Origin of the sequence: Flavobacterium branchiophilum FL-15 (assembly GCF_000253275.1) — a bacterium.
Classification (GTDB): Bacteria; Bacteroidota; Bacteroidia; order Flavobacteriales; family Flavobacteriaceae; genus Flavobacterium; species Flavobacterium branchiophilum.
On sequence record NC_016001.1, the window covers coordinates 1,144,555 to 1,162,839 of the forward strand.

General features: G+C 33.4%; 13 protein-coding genes and 1 riboswitch. Of the genes, 2 read left to right on the top strand and 11 right to left on the bottom strand.

The features are described from left to right. Window positions 1-91: 91 nt before the first annotated feature. From thrA to FBFL15_RS16470, 4 genes are all read right to left on the bottom strand, one after another. A complete protein-coding gene (gene thrA, locus FBFL15_RS04915; RefSeq protein ID WP_014083547.1) occupies window positions 92-2,530 on the bottom strand; it encodes a bifunctional aspartate kinase/homoserine dehydrogenase I in 2,439 nt (812 codons plus the stop codon). Window positions 2,531-2,571: 41 nt separating this feature from the next. Further along, a complete protein-coding gene (locus FBFL15_RS04920) occupies window positions 2,572-3,534 on the bottom strand; it encodes an alpha/beta fold hydrolase (protein WP_014083548.1) in 963 nt (320 codons plus the stop codon). A 78-nt stretch (window positions 3,535-3,612) separates the two neighbouring features. Beyond that, a riboswitch (SAM riboswitch) is annotated at window positions 3,613-3,720 on the bottom strand. Window positions 3,721-3,900: 180 nt separating this feature from the next. Further along, window positions 3,901-5,166 (bottom strand): O-acetylhomoserine aminocarboxypropyltransferase/cysteine synthase family protein, encoded by a 1,266-nt coding sequence (locus tag FBFL15_RS04925; RefSeq protein WP_014083549.1) that lies wholly within the window; start codon window positions 5,164-5,166, stop codon window positions 3,901-3,903. A 37-nt stretch (window positions 5,167-5,203) separates the two neighbouring features. After that, complete coding sequence (locus FBFL15_RS16470) at window positions 5,204-5,350, bottom strand: hypothetical protein (protein WP_158309086.1); 147 nt, start codon at window positions 5,348-5,350, stop codon at window positions 5,204-5,206. A gap of 788 nt (window positions 5,351-6,138) precedes the next feature. Between FBFL15_RS16470 and FBFL15_RS04930 the strand changes: the two genes are divergently transcribed. Next, window positions 6,139-6,849, top strand: coding sequence for a pirin family protein (locus FBFL15_RS04930; RefSeq protein WP_014083550.1), 711 nt, complete (start codon window positions 6,139-6,141; stop codon window positions 6,847-6,849). A gap of 107 nt (window positions 6,850-6,956) precedes the next feature. Here the strand turns inward: FBFL15_RS04930 and FBFL15_RS04935 are convergent, their stop codons facing one another. The 5 genes from FBFL15_RS04935 to FBFL15_RS04960 form a co-directional block, all read right to left on the bottom strand. After that, window positions 6,957-9,347 (bottom strand): penicillin acylase family protein, encoded by a 2,391-nt coding sequence (locus tag FBFL15_RS04935; RefSeq protein WP_014083551.1) that lies wholly within the window; start codon window positions 9,345-9,347, stop codon window positions 6,957-6,959. A gap of 651 nt (window positions 9,348-9,998) precedes the next feature. Then, window positions 9,999-11,345 carry an FAD-dependent oxidoreductase gene (locus tag FBFL15_RS04945; RefSeq protein ID WP_014083552.1) on the bottom strand — a complete coding sequence of 449 codons (1,347 nt, stop codon included), beginning with the start codon at window positions 11,343-11,345 and terminating at the stop codon, window positions 9,999-10,001. Window positions 11,346-11,366: 21 nt separating this feature from the next. Continuing rightward, window positions 11,367-12,443, bottom strand: coding sequence for a Ppx/GppA phosphatase family protein (locus FBFL15_RS04950; protein WP_014083553.1), 1,077 nt, complete (start codon window positions 12,441-12,443; stop codon window positions 11,367-11,369). A gap of 71 nt (window positions 12,444-12,514) precedes the next feature. Next, a complete protein-coding gene (locus FBFL15_RS04955; protein WP_014083554.1) occupies window positions 12,515-13,564 on the bottom strand; it encodes a Ppx/GppA phosphatase family protein in 1,050 nt (349 codons plus the stop codon). 88 nt (window positions 13,565-13,652) lie between these two features. After that, window positions 13,653-14,174: a hypothetical protein gene (locus FBFL15_RS04960; RefSeq protein ID WP_014083555.1), complete on the bottom strand. Its 522-nt coding sequence runs from the start codon at window positions 14,172-14,174 to the stop codon at window positions 13,653-13,655. A gap of 210 nt (window positions 14,175-14,384) precedes the next feature. On the opposite strand from FBFL15_RS04960, the gene FBFL15_RS04965 reads away from it, so the two are divergent. Next, a complete protein-coding gene (locus FBFL15_RS04965; RefSeq protein WP_014083556.1) occupies window positions 14,385-15,122 on the top strand; it encodes a WG repeat-containing protein in 738 nt (245 codons plus the stop codon). Between the two features lie 394 nt (window positions 15,123-15,516). Here the strand turns inward: FBFL15_RS04965 and FBFL15_RS04970 are convergent, their stop codons facing one another. Further along, complete coding sequence (locus FBFL15_RS04970) at window positions 15,517-17,664, bottom strand: polyribonucleotide nucleotidyltransferase (RefSeq protein ID WP_014083557.1); 2,148 nt, start codon at window positions 17,662-17,664, stop codon at window positions 15,517-15,519. A gap of 206 nt (window positions 17,665-17,870) precedes the next feature. Next, complete coding sequence (gene rpsO / locus FBFL15_RS04975) at window positions 17,871-18,140, bottom strand: 30S ribosomal protein S15 (RefSeq protein ID WP_014083558.1); 270 nt, start codon at window positions 18,138-18,140, stop codon at window positions 17,871-17,873. Window positions 18,141-18,285: the final 145 nt, after the last annotated feature.

Here is an 18,285-nt window from a genome sequence, read left to right on the forward strand (position 1 = left end):
CCTCCAATGAGGAGGGAGCGAAAAAGGATTGTTTTTTTTAAAGGTAAGCCTTTCTACTTGTTGCTCATTTCCCCTTCGGGGGTTAGGGGTCTTATCCTTTATCCGACAATCTCAAAATATCACCAAAAACCCCTCTTGCCGTTACTGCCGATCCTGCTCCTGCTCCCTGAATTACAATGGGTCTGTCGCCATAAGATTCGGTATATATTTCAAAAAACGAATCCGAACCTTTTAATCCTCCTAATGCAGTATCTTTTGGTACAGAAACTAATTTTACTTCTAAATTACCTTTGTCGTTTTGCAAATCGCCAGACAATTCGCCAATGTATCTTAATACATGATGGGGCTGCTGGGCTTCTTTTATTTGGGCATAAATAGCATCAAATTCATTTAATTTAGTTAAAAAATCAGCGGCACTTCCTGCTCGTAAATGGTCTGGTATTAAATTCTGAATGGCTATTTCCTCAAATTCATTTTGCAAATCCAACTCACGTGCCAAAATTAATAATTTTCGACCAACATCATTGCCACACAAATCTTCTCTTGGGTCGGGCTCTGTATATCCATTGTCAATGGCTTCTTGCAAAATGGTACTAAATGGCACTTCTTTTTCAGAAAAATGATTGAACAAATAACTCAATGTTCCCGAAAAAACACCTTTTATTTTTGTAATGTTTTCGCCCGAAAGGTGTAGTAATTTGATGGTGTCTATCAAGGGTAATCCTGCACCAACATTGGTTTCATACAAATAATTTTTTTGATTTTCGTCTAAAACTTGTCTCAATTTTACATAAAAATCATAACTCAAAGTATTGGCTACTTTATTGGAAGAAATCAAATCAAAACTATTTTCTGCCAATGTTATGTAATTTTCTACAAATGAGGCACTTGCGGTATTGTCTATTGCAATTAAATTTTCTAAATGGTGTGCTTTGGCATAATCAATTACATCCTGAATTTGATAGGATCGACCATGGGTTTCTACATTGGATTTCCAGTTTTGATCTACACCATCGGCATTTAGCAATACTTTTTTAGAATTGGCAATCGCAAAAACATTCAATTTGATACCTTTCCTTTTTTCGATGTTTTCTGACGATTCTAAAATTTGGTTTATCAATGTACCACCAACCAATCCATGCCCAAAAATAGCAATGTTAATCTTTTTTGAAACACCAAAAATTTCACCATGAATCACATTCAATGCTTTATTCAATTGGTTTTTATCTACAACTAAACTTACGTTTTTTCCTGTTACGGTGTTGTTAAACAAAATAGGGATAATTTTGTTTTTAATTAAAGCGGTATAAGGTTTATGAAATGAACTTAAATCTTGTCCGATTATTGATATAATGGATACATTATCTGTAACGGAAATCTTATTAACATCTTTTGAATAAAAATCATTTTCAAACTCTTTTTCAAGTGCAATCATGGCCGTCGATGCTTTGTCTGATGCTACAACCAATCCTATACCTCGCTCGGATGATCCTTGAGAGATAATACTTACGCTAATTTGATTTTCGGCCATTACTCTAAATATTCGTGCATCTACACCTGCTTTGCCAAGCAATCCTCTTCCTTCTAAATTTACCAATGAAACGTTTTCTATAACCGAAAGTGTTTTGATACCTTCTTTTTCCGTTTTCGATGTAATTAATGTCCCCTTATTTTCGTAATTGAATGTGTTCAAAATCCGCAAGGGTATGTTTTTTTCTAATAATGGAATGATGGTTTTGGCATGCAAAATTGTAGCTCCAAAATTGGCCAATTCATTGGCTTCGTTAAAAGATAAATGGTCTATTTTTTTTGCATCTAAAACCAATTCTGGATTGGCGGTATAAATGCCATCTACGTGAGTGTAGTTTTGTAACTCACTTGCATCCAGAAAATTAGCTATCAACGAGGCTGTATAATTACTGCCGTTTCGACCTAATGTGGTAGCATCATTATTAGAATTTGATCCAATAAATCCGGTTACGATATTGATTTTTTCGGCATTGTCTTTGAAAAATTGAATGACATTTTTTTTGGACAAGTTTTCTAATGGCTGGGCATCGCCAAAATTGGAATCTGTTTTAATCAAGTCTCTCGCATCTGCCAATTGGGCATTTATACCTTGATGTAATAAAATGGCAGTGAGCAATTTTGCTGCAAGCAATTCTCCTTTTGAAAGAATTTGATCTTTAATTTTGGGGCTAAAATCGCCAATTAGGCTAACCCCTTCAAATAATTTTTCTAAAATATCAAATTCTTCTTGTATGGCTATTTTATATGGATTGTTTTCACTTATAATGTTTTGATAACCAGCTATTTGGTAATTTTTAAAATCCTCAAATAGGGTTTTGTAATTGCCATTTTGAGCCGCTATTTGCAATAGATGTTCCAGTTCGTTTGTAGCATTGCCTCTTGCTGAAACTACTACCGTAATAGCTTCATTTTGTGAGATTTTATCTGCAATTATAGCTACTACTTTTTGAAGTCCTTCTCCGTTGGCTAACGATTTCCCACCAAATTTTAATACTTTCATGTTTTTTTCAAAAATTGTTTTTTGTAATTCGTAATTTGATGTTAAAAAACATCTTTTAATAATGTGTTGAGTTGTTCAAATTCTATCAAAAAAGCATCATGTCCGTGGATTGATTGAATTTCTTTTAGATAAATATTTGATTTTAAAGGCTTTATAGCGTTATAAGTAGCTTTGTTTTCATCAATAATAAAAAACAAATCAGAGTTGATACCAATAATATGAATGTTTGCCTTAATTTTTGGAATAAGGGTCAAAAAATCGGTATTATTTCTAGTAATGTCAATCGTTTTGAGCAACTGATTCATCAATTTATAGGCCGATAATTGAAACCGATTTTTCAATTTTTCGCCATGGTGTTCGAGCCAACTTTCCACATTAAACAATCCCGAATGTTCATTTGATGTTCTATGGAATTTAGCGTCAAAGGATTCGGGGGTTCGGTAGCACATCATGGCATGAATGCGGGCATCGACAATTGGGTTTGATGAATTTTGTAAGATTTGCTCTTGTAAATAACAATTTGCTATAAGCCAATCTGTTGATTTCCAGTCTGTTGCAATTGGAATTAAATTTTTGGTCAATTTTGGCGACAAAGCTGCCATTTCCCATGCTATCCCACCTCCAACAGAGCCACCAATAATGGTGTGTAATGTATGGATATGTAATGTTTTAAGTGCCTCTAAAAATAGTTTGGCTATGTCTCGGGCTTTGAAATCGGTATAGTTTTCAATCAAAAAACCGTCATATCCATTGCCAGGAATATTAAACGCCAAAATGGTATATTTTTCAGTGTTTATGGTTTTTTCAGGGCCAATGAGGTCGTTCCACCAACCATTTGGACCAATTACTTGAGCATTTCCCGTTAGGGCATGATTAACCAAAACAATAGGAGCAGTATGCAACGGTTGTCCAAAAAGCTGGTAACTTATTGGAATAGAGGCATATAAAGCACCGCTTTCGGTTTTGAAATTTTGAATGATACTATTTTGAATTTGTTTTTCCAATGTCAAATCTTTAAAAAGATGGATTATGATTTGTATCTGGAAATATTAAAAAGAAAGCTAGATGACTAGAAAATTCTTGTGTTATCTTTCCACAAACTGTGTGGTAGAATGCAGCACCTTCTTCGATAATTCGTAGGGTTGCTAAGGCTTCATTGGGTCTAATCCCTCTGCCTTTCTTTATAACATTTCATCGATAAGCACGAATGCTTAACGGCACAAATTTACGGCTTTTTTTAATATTCACAATATTTATTTTTTAAAAATCAATAAAAATCGTATTTCGCAATGGAATCCTTTTTTTTTATTGAAAATTCAAAAAAAAGTCTTAAAAATTGATATTTTCAAGACTTTTTTCAACTCTATTTTTTAAAATGTAGCTTTCAAATCGGCTTTTAAATCTTCAATATCCTCTAACCCAACAGAAAGTCTAATCAAATCTTGTGTTACTCCTGTAGAAATTTGTTGGTCCGCTGTCAATTGTTGGTGTGTTGTGCTTGCAGGATGGATGATTAATGATTTGGTGTCGCCAATATTTGCCAAAAGCGAGAAAATTTTTGTGTTATCGGCCACCTTTTTGGCTGCTTCAAAACCACCTTTTAGTCCAAATGTAACAATACCACTTTGTCCTTTTGGTAAATAATTTTGTGCCAATTCATAATAAGGGCTCGTTGCCAATCCAGGATAATTTACCCATGCAACAGCCTCTTGTGTGGCAAGCCACGTGGCCAATTCCAAAGCATTTTCTGAATGTTTTTTGATGCGAAGGGGCAAGGTTTCGAGGCCTTGCAATATTTGGAATGCATTAAATGGACTCAAGGCACTTCCAAAATCCCTCAATCCTTCTATTCTAACTTTGGCAATAAAAGCTGCATTGCCAAGGGCTTCATGATATACAAGTCCGTGGTATCCAGCAGAGGGTGTAGTAAACTCTGGAAAAAGGCCATTACTCCAATCAAATGTTCCTGCATCTATGATAACACCACCAAGCGAAGTTCCGTTACCCGAAATATACTTTGTAAGAGAATGAATTACAATATTAGCTCCGTGTGCTATGGGATTCACCAAATAGGGCGAAGGTACCGTGTTATCTACCATAAAAGGTACTTTGAGTTTTTGTGCTTGTGCTGCAACTGCTTTCAAATCGATGACGTCTAATTTTGGATTGCCAAGCGATTCTGCAAAAATAACTTTGGTGTTTTGCTGTGCTGCTTTTGAAAAATTTTCAGGATCTGTCGGATCTACAAATGTGGTTGTTATACCCAAACGAGGCAAGGTAACCTGCAACAAATTGTATGTGCCTCCATACAAACTATTGGACGCTACAATATGGTCGCCTGCTTTGAGCAAAACCAACAATGCTGTAGCAATGGCTGCCGTTCCAGATGCCGTAACTACTGCCCCAATTCCTCCCTCAAGTGCTGCCAAGCGTTGCTCCAACACATCGTTTGTCGGATTGTTCAGTCGGGTATAAATGTAGCCCGATTCGGACAAATTAAATAAATTTGAAGCATGTTGTGCGTCATGAAATACATAAGACGTTGTTTGATAAATGGGTACTGCTCTGGTGCCTGCATGTTTGGTTACATCGTGTCCTGCGTGTAAAGCATTTGTAGAAAATTGTTGTGAACTCATGTGTTTTGTTGTTTTAAAGGTTTTGATTTATAATTGTTTATACAAACAAAAATTCGCTCTCTTCGTTATTCATGGTAGCTAAAATTTGATTGTTTCTAGACGTATTTCTTTTTTTTGTCTTTTTTAAAAATGATTTGGCTTTTATATGATGCCAAGCATTGCTGATTTTTCGGGTTGTTTTCATGTTATTTGAGGTTTTGAATTATTTATTTTTTATAAAAAAAGTCCTTTTGGATGGCTACCAAAAGGACTTACAGATTTAATTTAACTAAGTTTAAAATCTTTTACTTTTGATCATATAGCCTTTGTAGTGTACAATTGCACATCACAGTTTGTTTCATAAGTTGTTTAATATATTTCATCTCGACTGTTTATTTGGTAAAAAAAAAGACCTCTGTATTGTGGCAGAGGTCTTTTTATTATTTATTTCATTTTGAAATTACAATACATAGCACCCTGCGGTATTTAACCACAACTTGATACAGATATTTTGCATTGATAATCTCATTTTTCTTTCTTTATTAATATGGCAAAAATAGTGAAGTTGATTTTAATATGCAAATTTTTTTTAATTTAAAATCAATTTTTTTTATATTGAATTAAAATTCTTAAAAAAATAAATGCATTTTAAATAAAAATAACAATTAGAAAGAGCCTTTTTTGGGCGTTCTCCAAGGGTCGGGCTATCTGTTACAAACAACTTTCATTGAACACCAAAAGAAATATAATATTGTGAAATAATCATTTCTGATTACTACATTCAGAACCTATATTCGTGCAATACAACACCCCTTTTGGGGGCTGGGGGGCTTCAAAAGGATTTTCACAGCTATCGCTATCGCAAAATGTTGTTTATAATATAATTTAGTCAAAATATTGATAATCAATTCAAAATAAATAATTTTAATATTTAAAAAAGTTTTCCAATGAAAAATAAAAACAATATTTTTGTTTCAAAAAATAAAATTAAAAATGGAAAAAATAGTTTTGCACAAATCCGATTCAAGGGGGCATGCTGATCATGGCTGGCTCAATGCTTATCATAGTTTTAGTTTTGCCAATTGGTATAATCCAGAGCGTATTCATTTTGGAATGTTACGGGTTTTGAATGACGATACCGTGGCAGCAGGCATGGGTTTTGGTACACATCCACACGACAATATGGAAATCATCACTATTCCGCTTGAAGGTGATTTGGCACACAAAGACAGCATGGGCAATGCATCCACCATTTGCCAAGGCGATGTGCAAGTAATGAGTGCAGGAACCGGCATACAACATAGTGAGTTCAACCCAAATGCTGATCGACATACAAAACTTTTTCAAATTTGGATTTTTCCAAAATTTCAAAATGTAACTCCTCGTTACCAACAAATTACGCTTGATGTTTCAAAAAAACACAATAATTTTTATCAAATTTTGTCGCCCAATCCTTCAGATGAAGGGGTGTGGATACATCAAGATGCTTGGTTTCATTTGTCGGAATTTGAAGCAGGTTTTTCTTCAGAATATCATTTAAAATTACCAGAAAATGGGGTGTATGTTATGGTAATTTCTGGTCAAATTCAAGTTAATTCCCATGTACTGCACCAGCGTGATGCTTTAGGAATATGGGATGTAGCTTCTTTTAATGTCAAAGCCCTCGAATCTTCAGCATTTTTATTAATTGAAGTGCCTATGTAATTTAATAAACTTTTTTATATATTTTAATATAATTATTACAAAAAAAAACAGTCTAAAAAAATATTATTTTTCAGACTGTTTTTTTAAGCACACAATTTATAGGGAAGTTATTTTTGTTTTGGTTTACAAACCAATAAACTCGAACTATTGATAATTTCTGTTTTGTTGAGTTTCATTTTTCTAAAATGCCCCTCGGCATACATTTTTGCTTGGTCGTTATAATGTTCGCTCATTGGATTTCCAGATTGGCCTGTTGGTAAAATGCTCCAAGAATTTTCAATGTCCGAAAAGTCGATCACTCTTCTTGTTGATGGTCCGGCCGTAATATTGTATTCGCCATTTTCTGTATAAGAAAATATTTGATTATTAATAACTTCATTGCCACCGCTCATGGCAAATTTACCAACATTAAAAATGTTTTTCAAAACGGCCACTTTCCCCATAGCATGTTGATGCTCTAGTGTATGTACGTTTTTCCACTTCCAATTTTCCATATTGGTTCCTAATTGTTTTTCTAACAATTGGATGCTTTCAATAAACGATTTGTTTATAATCTCCGAAGCCGTTTCGGTTTTGTTTTTGGTTTTTGTATTGTCCCACCAAGGCGATTTCGGATTTTTTGGAATTGTAGCAATCACTTGTTTCATGATGTGAGTTCCCATAAAAAGATTGAATTTTTCAGGTCCTAATTCATCTTCAAAAGTGTTTTTCATGTATTGGTACACCCACTTGTTATATAGGGTAGGGGCAATGCTTTCTTTGTCGTGGTTGCCATCCCACTTTTGCAATATGTCCATTGCTTTTTGTACCATTTCTGATTGTGATTGTGTTGGGATTTTAGATAATAACAATTTGATATTGCCCGATGCTGTGGCCGATGTATTGTCCAAAATCATTTGGCTTACCTGTTTTTTGTTCCATTTTGTTTGATTGTTTAACAAGCTAGTAATGCGGCTGGCACGGTCTTTTGGCAAATAATAGCCAGGATACAGCTGCCCGTCTATGGACTCGGGTTGGTTGTTTGCAGAATATACATAATGCCAACTTGGGTTCAATGCTTTTGGGTTTTTAGAAAAATCGAGGTAGGTTGAAATGTCGTCTTTGCCCGAGGCTCCATCTAAAATAAAATGAGTATCAACTCCTTTTTGATGCTGGTACAACTTGCCCGAAGTTGTCCATGAAATGTTTCCCGCAGCATCGCCATACATTACATTCAAACCAGGTGCCGCAATTAAGGCAACATGTTTTCTAAAATCGAGTACATTTTTTGCATGTCCTAGTTGGTACGTTGCTTCTAAAATATGAATGGGTTGTTGGGTATATATCCAAGACATGGCAATGGGTTTTGATGATGATAACCCGTCTAAAAGGCCGTTCATTATTGGTCCATGCCTAGACGATTTAACCGTTAGAACCACATCTGAACTGTCTTTTACTTTAATAATTTTTTTGGTAATCGTCCAATTTTCAAACCCAGAAGGAGTTTGATATGTTGCTGCGTTTTTTGGATTTTCTGTTTCTTGATACAAATCAATATCGTCATTTTCAAACATGGTCAGTCCATAAGCATATTGCCTGTTGTGCCCCAAAAGCGGAAACGGTGTTCCTGCCAAATGGTAGCCATACATTTCGTAGTTTGGTGTTACCAAATGGGCCTCATACCACGTTGCGGGTTGTGAGAAACTAATGTGTGGATCGTTTGCAAATATAACCTGGTTATTTTGTGTTTTTTCTGGGGCAATAACCCAGCTATTACTACCAATAAAGGCTGGAACAGGAGAAGCGTCTAATAATATACTTAATGATTTTGAAATTTCAGAATATGCTTTAGTTTGGCCTTCAAAATTTTTCAATTGCACCTCATGAAAGGCGCCGTCTAGGCCTAAATCTTTTAAGTAATTGACACCTAATTGGTTCCGAATATCGGTTAATAATGGATCTGTTTTTTGAGCCATGGCAAAGCTAAATGACATGAATCCAAAAATATTATAGATATCTTTCAATTCAAATTGTTGTTTTTTGATTCCCAGTAGTTTAAATTCTATGGGAGTTTTACCATTTTCGAGGTATTGATTGATGCCATCTAAATAAGATTTTGCCAAAATAACACTTTCTGAATTTGGATTTAATTTTGCAATGGCTTTTGCAGAGGCCTCGTCTATGCCTATACCAGCAAAAAAACGATCGGTTTTAAGGGCTTTAGATCCAAATATTTCTGAGAGTCTGCCAGGTGCAATTCGTCTTAAAAGTTCCATTTGCCACAATCTGTCTTGTGCATGTACGTATCCTAATGCTAAAAAGGCATCTTTCTGGTTTTGGGCATAAATATGTGGCACACCAAATTCGTCAAAATAAACATCTGTTTTTTGAGTCAAATGTGCCAATTCCACATTGCCTTTGTAATCAGGGCTACTATATAAGGCCAGAGCTGCCAAGCTCAATAATATAATGATGGTAAAAATACCCAAGCCAGCCAATATTTTTTTTATTATTTTCATTTTTAATAATGTTTAATAAACTATTTGTCAAATATAGTATTTTTTTTAAAACAAAGTTGAAAGTTTTGACAAATTACATGATGTCAAACGATGTAGTTGCCTTTTGTTTATTGATAAAGACAAATTTCTATATAATACCAAATTTACATATAAAATAGCCCAATCTACTTGTTCTTTTTTGCTAAAATGAGTCAAAAAAAATAGTTCCGTAGCCCAGCTATGCAACGATTTTTTTTGAAATTTTTTTTTTAAAAATAACTTCGCATCTTTGGACTATTTTATAAATATATTTGGTATAAGAATTGTTTTGGGTAAAAATAAATATTATTTTTTTTATAAAAATAAAAAAAAGTAGTTTTTTATAAGTCAAATATATTTAAGTGTAAAATTTATAGTTACTTGTATTAACTAAATGCTATTATTTACCGTATTTTGCGTTAGGGATAGTAGTGGAAATCCTTTAGCCCCCCCAGCCCCCAATAGGGATGTTGTATTGCACAAATATAGTTTCTGAATGTGGTAATCAATAAAAATTATTTCACAGAATTATATTTCTTTTGCAATTCAATGAACGTTGTTTGCAACGGACAGCCCGACCTTTGTGGTAACGCCCAAGAAATGTTGATGTTAATTTGCTGTTTTATTTAGGGTTTAGCCATTGCATTCTAGTAATTTGAGGATTTCGTTTTCAACAAAAGTACTGTTCCAAAGTTCGTTTATGCCATCTATTGCTAATATTTTTTGCATGATTCTGTCTTGAGCCTCGCCTTGTGCCAATGCTTCACTATAGGGTCTGTGGCTAAAAGTAACTCTGCTATAAAGTGGTACCCATTTATCTGGATGTTTTTCAGAAAAATGTTTTTCTATTTTTTTTTGCAATATAAAAGTGGTATCGGCAGTTTTGGTGCTCATTTCTACAAAATTTCTAAAAGACAATTCCGCAATGGCATCTGCATTTGGTTTACGTGATTTTTGATATTCCATAAATATAGCCGACCAATCGTTTGGGTGTTGTTGAATCATGTCATATAAAACCGTAATATCTTCAAAACCTGCATTCATTCCCTGACCATAAAAAGGTACAATGGCATGTGCTGCATCGCCAATAAGTGCCACTTTGTTTTCAAATGTCCATGGATAACATTTCATCGTTACGAGTGTACTGGTAGGATTTTTAAAAAAATCTTCTACTAAATTTGGAATAATATCAACGGTATCTGGTAAATTTTCTTTAAAAAAATCTTCTACTTCTTGCTTGCTTTGCAAGGATTCCAAAGAGTTTTGGCCTTCAAAAGGCATAAAAAGCGTACATGTAAAACTTCCATCTAAATTAGGCAATGCAATAAGCATGTATTGTCCTCTGGGCCAAATATGAAGTGCATGTTGGTCTAATTTATAGCTACCATCGCTATTGGCAGGAATATTTAATTCTTTGTAACCAATATCTAAAAATTCTTGCGAGTAATTGAACCTATTTTGTCGTTGCATGCGATGCCTGATTCTGGAAAAAGCGCCATCTGCTCCAAATACCATATCATATTTTAAATCTGTCCAAGCTTCATGTTCTGATTCGCCTACATGCAAGGTAGCCTCAGACAAAGTTATATCCCAAACTTTATGTTCAAAGAAAAAAGTAACTCCAGCATTTTCAGCTAAATCAATCATTTTTTTATTTAAAACCCCTCTCGAAATAGAATAAATGCACTCGCCATCTTTGCCATAAAATTGATTGCTTGTTTGAGTTCCAATATGTATAGCCCGCTTGGCAAGTGGAATAGCAATTTTTCTAATATCTGCTCCAATTCCTGCTTCGTCCAATGCTTTCCAGCCTCTGTTTGACATTGCCAAATTGATAGACCTTCCAGAGAAATTAATTGATCTTATATCTGGACTTCTATCAAAAATGTGCACTGTATGACCTGCTTTTCGAAGGTAAATTCCTAATAAAGATCCAACTAATCCCGAACCTACAATGGCTATTTTCTTGGTTTCTTGCATGAGTTATTGTTTTTATTTGGGCTAATATATGGTTTTAGAATCTTTGGCAGATTCTAAAATATAAGCCATAAGCCAAGCAATTTGACCTTGTTTTACAAAATATATTTTTTTGTCCTTTGGCTCATCTAAATTTTGAATGGCCGATAATAATATGTTATTTGCAGTTATCAAATGCCTTTGAGAGTAGGTTTTTAATACTTTTTCAATTTCTGGATTGGTTTTGGATAATGTTTCAAATTTTGTAAAATTTCCAATCAAATCCGACTGGTGTTTTGATACTTCTTCTAAAGTAATTTTATGAAAATTTTCTATGGGGGCAGTAGCTGTCAAAGTAGCAAAAGCCCAAACGGCACCACCAGAAAGGTAAACATTTTTTTTGGTTCGTGTACCTTCTCTCATGTCATACATTTTGTTGATTTCTTTTTTTAATGTATCCTGAAATTGATAGCTGGTTTTTAAAAAATCTTCAAAAGAATCTGACGGACTGTGTTTTTTAATTTTTTCTGTAAATGTAACTGTAGCATAATTCATACTCAATGGCATTAAAACAAAATTTTCTTCATTATATAATCCAATATAACCTCCTTTTGTATTACCTCCACCAATATCTAATATCAATGAATTTAAATACCTGTTTGCGGGTATGCCTCCCTTAACCAACAATCGGGCTTCGAGTTCTGAATTGATCACTTCAGCATTTTTTTGAGTTAATTCTTTGATTTTATCAACCAAAACACTAACATTTTTAGCCATACCAACTCCTGATGAAATGATGATGTAAATCTTTTCTTTGCTTACATGGTGTGTGTCTTGTAATTTATTGAAATTTTGTTGGATAACTTGATACGTTTTTTCTAAATCATCAAGATGCAAATTACCATCTAGGGCTATACCTCTTGCTAAAGCTGTATTTTCTGTCCAAAATTCTTTGATATCAAACAGGTTTTTTTTAGCATTGTGTATGTCCATTACTGTAATTTTAATGCCTTTGCCTCCAATTTCGATACCACCATATAAATTTTGGGAAATAACAGCATTGATACAAACGATGTTGAAAAAAAATATAAATAAAAATGTTGTTTTTTTTGTGAAACTCATATAAAAAAGCCTTTTTGGATAGATAATAAATAGAAAAAAACCATCAATTGAAATTTAATGAACATCTTTGCTTATTTGCTCTTCCGTGCCGAATCTACTATATAGGACAGCAGCCAAGCTATTTGACCTTGTCTAACAAAATAATAATTTTTAGATTCTGGATTTTCTAAATTGGATACTAGTTGATTGATGATTGTGCTCCCGGCTATAATGGTTTCTCTTGGAAATGTTTTTAAAACCCTTTCGTATTCGGTACTTACAAAACTTCTTTTGATATATCCGTCATAATTATTCATAATTTCTTTATGATATTGTGTCAAATCAGAAAATGTAAACATTTCATAATCTTCGTTTGAATAGGGTTTGGATAAAGTAATAAAGGCCCATACAGATCCACCAAGTAAATATACATTAGATTTAGATTTTGAAGTAGGGTTTTTATTATACATCGTTTTAATGGCTTGATTGAGCGTGTCTTTAAACTTGTTTGTCTCATCTACAAATCCAAATGTACTACTGCCACTTATTTTTCTGATGCGTTCGGTTAGTGTAGTGGTACCAAATTTCATTCCCAATGGCATAAACGAAAATGTATTGTTCTTTTCTACATTAACAATTCCCCCTTTTACACTGCCACTGCCAATGTCTAATATTAAGGAATTGGTATATTCTTTTTGTGGAATAGCTCCTTTTATTATCATTTTCGACTCTAAATCCGATGCTATAAAATCAATATTTCGAGTTGTTAGGGTATTGATTTTATTGATTAAATCTTGTTTGTTCTTTGCAACTCCAACACTAGATGAGGCAATTACAAAAATGTTTTTTGCTGCTATGCTAAAATCTTTTTTCAAAGCTTCTATCAAATCAAAAACAATATAACTGGTTTCATCTATATCTTTCTGCGTAAAATTACCTTCAGCATCTATATTTTTTATTATGTTGGTATTTCTTGTCCAGGTCTTGATTATTTCAAACTGTCCAACTTGCAAATCCTCAATTTTTATTACAGATATTTTGATACCTTTTCCTCCAATTTCTATGCCTCCATACACTTCTTGCCCCCACGTGAGCATACTACCAAGGAAAAACAATACAACGAATAGGTGTTTTTTTTTCATTTTAAAATTCATTTATGTTTAAAGTTTTTGTTGGGTTTGTAGGTTTCGTTAATTTGAAATTTGGGGCTAATTTCAAATTAATTTTGATTTAGTAATTAGGAATTATGTTATTGTATTTTCCGTTTCTACTTTTTGTTTTTTTAGTTTCTTTTTCTTCTGGTACTTTTTTTTCTGTTTCGTTAATGTTTACGTCTTTTTCAATACTTTTTTCGGCAGTTGTATTTTTTAGCGGTTGTTTATCAACCATTTTTTCAGCCTCTGCAAAGGTACTCTTTTTTTCAACACTAGACTTTACAACCTCATCTTTAATAGGTTTTAAATTCGCAATCTTATTTTTTTTCTTGTAAATTTTATTTTTTTGCATATCATTACTGTCAATTGTCAATTCCGATTGGTCTTGTTTTAAATTAAGCAAAACTTTTTCAGTTACCATCGTGTCTGTTGTCAATGTTGTTTCACTTGCTACGTCTATATATTGTTCAGAAAGATTGTTTTTAGCTAGCGTATCTTCGGGTTGGACACTTGCATTTTCTTTATCCTTGCACGAAATCAAACCAATTAATGTTATAAAAACCAATGCTTTAGCATATAAAGTGTCATAATTTTTCATAAGTTCCCATTTTTTATTGATTATAAATATTTTTAACTAAAACACATCACTTTTTTTATTAAAAAAGTATTTTTTTAGAAACACAAACTTAATAAAATAAAATAGTTTTAACATATTTTTTTAAATTTAATTTCTTTTTTTTTATTTTTCATAAATTAAATAAAAATGCTATTTTTGTAAAGACTAAAAATTAAAACCCGTTTTATAATTATGAAAAAAATTACGCAACTAACCATGCTATTGATAGCAAATTTAGCGTTGGCTCAATCAAACTATTTTATTACAGAAAAAAATGGTTTGTTTGGTGTTATTGACAGCAAAGGAACACAAATTGTGAAACCAAAGTACGATAAAATAGAAAAATTTGGCATTCAAAAAGAAAATTGGGCTAAAGTATATTTGGAAGGAAAAATTGGTTATATTGACATTGCAGGATATGAGGTGGTACCTGCAAAATATACAACCATAGATAGTTTTGACAATCTCAATAAAGGTTGGGCATTGGTTTCCATCGAAAATAAATTTGGCTTTATTGACGTTAATGGTAGAGAAATTTTAGAACCAATTTACGATAAAATTTATCCATTTGATGAAAATAGAAAAGATTGGGCTAAAATTATCCATGCTGGCAAATCAGGATTTATTGATAAAACAGGAACTCTTGTTGTGAACACCGTTTATGACAATATCAAACCTTTTGGCGAGTATAGAAGTGGATGGTCTTTAGTTCAAATTGGAGACTTTTTGGGCTTTATCGACGAAACAAATGGCAAAGAAGTTGTTCAGGTAAAATACCGTGAAATTGAAAAATTTAGTTTGAGAAAGAAAAATTGGGCTTTAGTAAAACAAAATAGCTTGTATGGATTTATTGATAAATCTGGAAAAGAAGTGATTCCTCCATCATTTGAAAGTATTACACCGTTGGACGAACTAAACAAAAACAATTAGGTTTATAGGATTTATAAAATTCTTAAAACTTTTTTTTGATATGTATAAAAAAAGCTGTTCATTTTGGTTGAACAGCTTTTTTTGTTATAATTAGAATAATACCAAATATACATATTAAAAAGTCCAATCTATTGGTTCTTTTTTGCTAAAATGAGTCAAAAAAAAATAGTTCCGTAGCCCAGCTATGCCACGTTTTTTTTTGAAAATTTTTTCTAAAAAATAACTACGCATCTTTAGACTATTTTATAAATATATTTGGTATAAGAAAAATGGTATTTCACTTTAAATGATTGTCATTGATAATAACTTTGACAATGGTAAGTAATATGGTACTATTTTGCCAAAAAAAAGCTGTTTCTAATTATTGAAACAGCTTTTTTTTTTTTTTTGAATATTAAGATTTTGGAGCTTCTTTTTTGTCTTCTCTTGGAGGACGTGGTAAAAGTGCTTTTTTAGATACTTTTTCTTTACGTGTTTTAGGGTCAATTCCAAGGTATTTTACTTGAAATACATCGCCCATTTTTACAACATCCGAAACATTTTCGGTACGTTCCCATGCCAATTCAGATACGTGCAAAAGGACTTCGTTTCCAGGGGCAGCCGTATATTCTACTACTGCACCAAAGTCTAACATTTTAATGACTTTTACTTCATAAGCTTCGCCAAGTTGTGGTTTAAATACAATAGAATCAATTTTTGCTAACACTGCTGCAATGCCATCTGGATCGGTACCCAAAATTTCTACAACTCCTTGCTCATCCACTTCGTTGATTACGATAGTTGTTCCTGTTGCTTTTTGTAATTCCTGAATTACTTTGCCTCCAGGGCCAATTAATGCTCCAATAAAGTTGCCAGGAATAGTTCTTGTGATGATTTTTGGTGCATGTTTTTTAACATCGGGTCTTGGTGTTGCTAGTACTTCTGTAATTTTTCCTAAAATATGCAAACGACCATCTCGAGCTTGTGCTAATGCTTGCTCCATGATATTGTATGCTAAACCTTCAATTTTGATGTCCATTTGACATGCCGTAATACCATCAGCTGTACCAGTTACTTTAAAATCCATATCGCCTAAATGGTCCTCGTCGCCAAGAATATCAGACAATACTGCAAATCTTTCTCCGTCTGTTATCAATCCCATTGCAATCCCAGAAACGGGTTTAATCATTTGAATACCAGCATCTAACAAAGATAATGTACCTGCGCAAACCGTTGCCATAGACGACGATCCATTGGACTCTAACACTTCAGAAACTACTCTAATAGTATAAGGGCAGTCTGAAGGAATCATGTTTTTTAAAGCTCTTTGAGCCAAATTTCCATGTCCCACTTCTCTTCTCGATGTCCCTCTTAATGGTTTTGCTTCTCCTGTTGAAAACGGTGGGAAGTTATAATGTAAGTAAAATTTTTCTTCTCCTTGCTCGCTTGGAGAATCAATTTGATTGGCCTCTCTCGAGGTTCCTAAAGTGGCAGTTGCCAAAGCTTGTGTTTCGCCTCGTGTAAAAATGGCCGAACCGTGTACAGATGGCAAATAATCTACCTCGGCCCATATTGGTCGTATTTCTGTAGTCTTTCTGCCGTCCAATCTCAAACCTAAATCTAAAATGACATTTCTAACGGCTTCTTTATTTACTTTGTAAAAATATTTTGAAACTAAATCGCCATTCTCAGACAATTCTTCTTCTGTAAATAAGGCTTTTACTTCTTCTTTAACTAAAGCAAATTTTTCAGAACGCTCGTGTTTGGCAGTTCCTTCTTTGGCAATGTCAAAACATTTTTGGTATGCTGCGGCTTTTACTTTTTCAAAAATGGCTTCATCAGATTTCTCGTTTTCATACGTTCTGATGTCTTTTTTACCTACTAGCTCTTGTAATTTTTCCTGTGCTTCAATTTGAATTTTGATGGCTTCATGTGCAAATTTGATGGCTTCTACCATTTCAGATTCTGAAATTTCCTTCATTTCTCCTTCAACCATGGCAATAGAATCTTTAGATGCTCCAATCATCATGTCTATATCAGACAAAGCCAATTGGGCACGACTAGGATTGATAAGCAATTTGCCATCAATTCTGGCCACACGTACTTCAGAAATTAAAGTTGAAAATGGAATATCCGATATTGCCAATGCTGCCGAAGCGGCCAATCCAGCAAGTGCATCTGGCATTACCTCTTCGTCGTGACTCATCAACTGAACCATTACTTGAGTTTCTGCATGATAATCATCTGGAAATAATGGTCGCAAAACCCTATCTACCAATCTCATGGTCAAAACTTCGCTGTCACTAGGACGGGCTTCTCTCTTAAAAAAACCACCTGGAAATCGTCCTGCTGCCGCAAATTTTTCTCGATAATCTACCGTCAATGGCAAAAAATCAATTCCTGGGCTGGCCTGACGGGCAGATACTACGGTAGCTAGCAACATTGAGTTGCCCATTTGTACTACTACAGATCCATCGGCTTGTTTGGCTAATTTTCCTGTTTCGATTGAGATGCTTCGTCCATCTCCTAAATCGATAATTGTTTTTGATACTTTTGGAATCATAATTTTTATTTTTGATTAAACAATGGGTTTTAGTTGTGTTGTTGTGTGTAGTTGTTTTCTAAAACCCAATGAAAAACCAAACTTTTTTCTTTTTTTGATAAAAATAAAGCTCTTTTTTTTAAAATTTTATTTTTAATCGCTCTTTTTATAAGGAATTTATAAAAGCCCTAAATTAAAAAAAGAGGTGCAAAAGCACCTCTTTAGGATTATTTTCTGATATTTAATACTTTGATTATCTCACGGTATCTGTTAATTTCAGTTTTCTTTAAGTAGTCCAATAACGCTCTTCTTTTTCCTACTAACAATACTAGTGAACGCTCTGTATTATAATCATGACGATTTTTTTTCAAGTGTTCTGTTAAATGTGTAATTCTGTAAGTGAATAACGCAATTTGTCCCTCTGCAGATCCTGTGTTTGCAGCATTTCCTCCGTGTTTAGCGAAGATTTCTTCTTTAATTTCTTTGGTTAAATACATTCCAATATTTATTTAATAATTCTTATGTATGTCATTACAGCTTTTGTAAGACGGTGCAAATTTAATTAATTTTTTGGAACATACAACATTTTAGTTAAATTTATAGTAAGAATATTTTAGAATTTATTTTTACAATAGCAATTTA

What these genes read in the sequence shown, in the direction of transcription:
- thrA (WP_014083547.1), bottom strand. Translation starts at nt 2,530, where the DNA reads ATGAAAGTATTAAAATTTGGTGGGAAATCGTTAGCCAACGGAGAAGGA.
- FBFL15_RS04925 (WP_014083549.1), bottom strand. Translation starts at nt 5,166, where the DNA reads ATGAGTTCACAACAATTTTCTACAAATGCTTTACACGCAGGACACGAT.
- FBFL15_RS16470 (WP_158309086.1), bottom strand. Translation starts at nt 5,350, where the DNA reads ATGAAAACAACCCGAAAAATCAGCAATGCTTGGCATCATATAAAAGCC.
- FBFL15_RS04930 (WP_014083550.1), top strand. Translation starts at nt 6,139, where the DNA reads ATGGAAAAAATAGTTTTGCACAAATCCGATTCAAGGGGGCATGCTGAT.
- FBFL15_RS04935 (WP_014083551.1), bottom strand. Translation starts at nt 9,347, where the DNA reads ATGAAAATAATAAAAAAAATATTGGCTGGCTTGGGTATTTTTACCATC.
- FBFL15_RS04945 (WP_014083552.1), bottom strand. Translation starts at nt 11,345, where the DNA reads ATGCAAGAAACCAAGAAAATAGCCATTGTAGGTTCGGGATTAGTTGGA.
- FBFL15_RS04950 (WP_014083553.1), bottom strand. Translation starts at nt 12,443, where the DNA reads ATGAGTTTCACAAAAAAAACAACATTTTTATTTATATTTTTTTTCAAC.
- FBFL15_RS04955 (WP_014083554.1), bottom strand. Translation starts at nt 13,564, where the DNA reads ATGAAAAAAAAACACCTATTCGTTGTATTGTTTTTCCTTGGTAGTATG.
- FBFL15_RS04960 (WP_014083555.1), bottom strand. Translation starts at nt 14,174, where the DNA reads ATGAAAAATTATGACACTTTATATGCTAAAGCATTGGTTTTTATAACA.
- FBFL15_RS04965 (WP_014083556.1), top strand. Translation starts at nt 14,385, where the DNA reads ATGAAAAAAATTACGCAACTAACCATGCTATTGATAGCAAATTTAGCG.
- FBFL15_RS04970 (WP_014083557.1), bottom strand. Translation starts at nt 17,664, where the DNA reads ATGATTCCAAAAGTATCAAAAACAATTATCGATTTAGGAGATGGACGA.
- rpsO (WP_014083558.1), bottom strand. Translation starts at nt 18,140, where the DNA reads ATGTATTTAACCAAAGAAATTAAAGAAGAAATCTTCGCTAAACACGGA.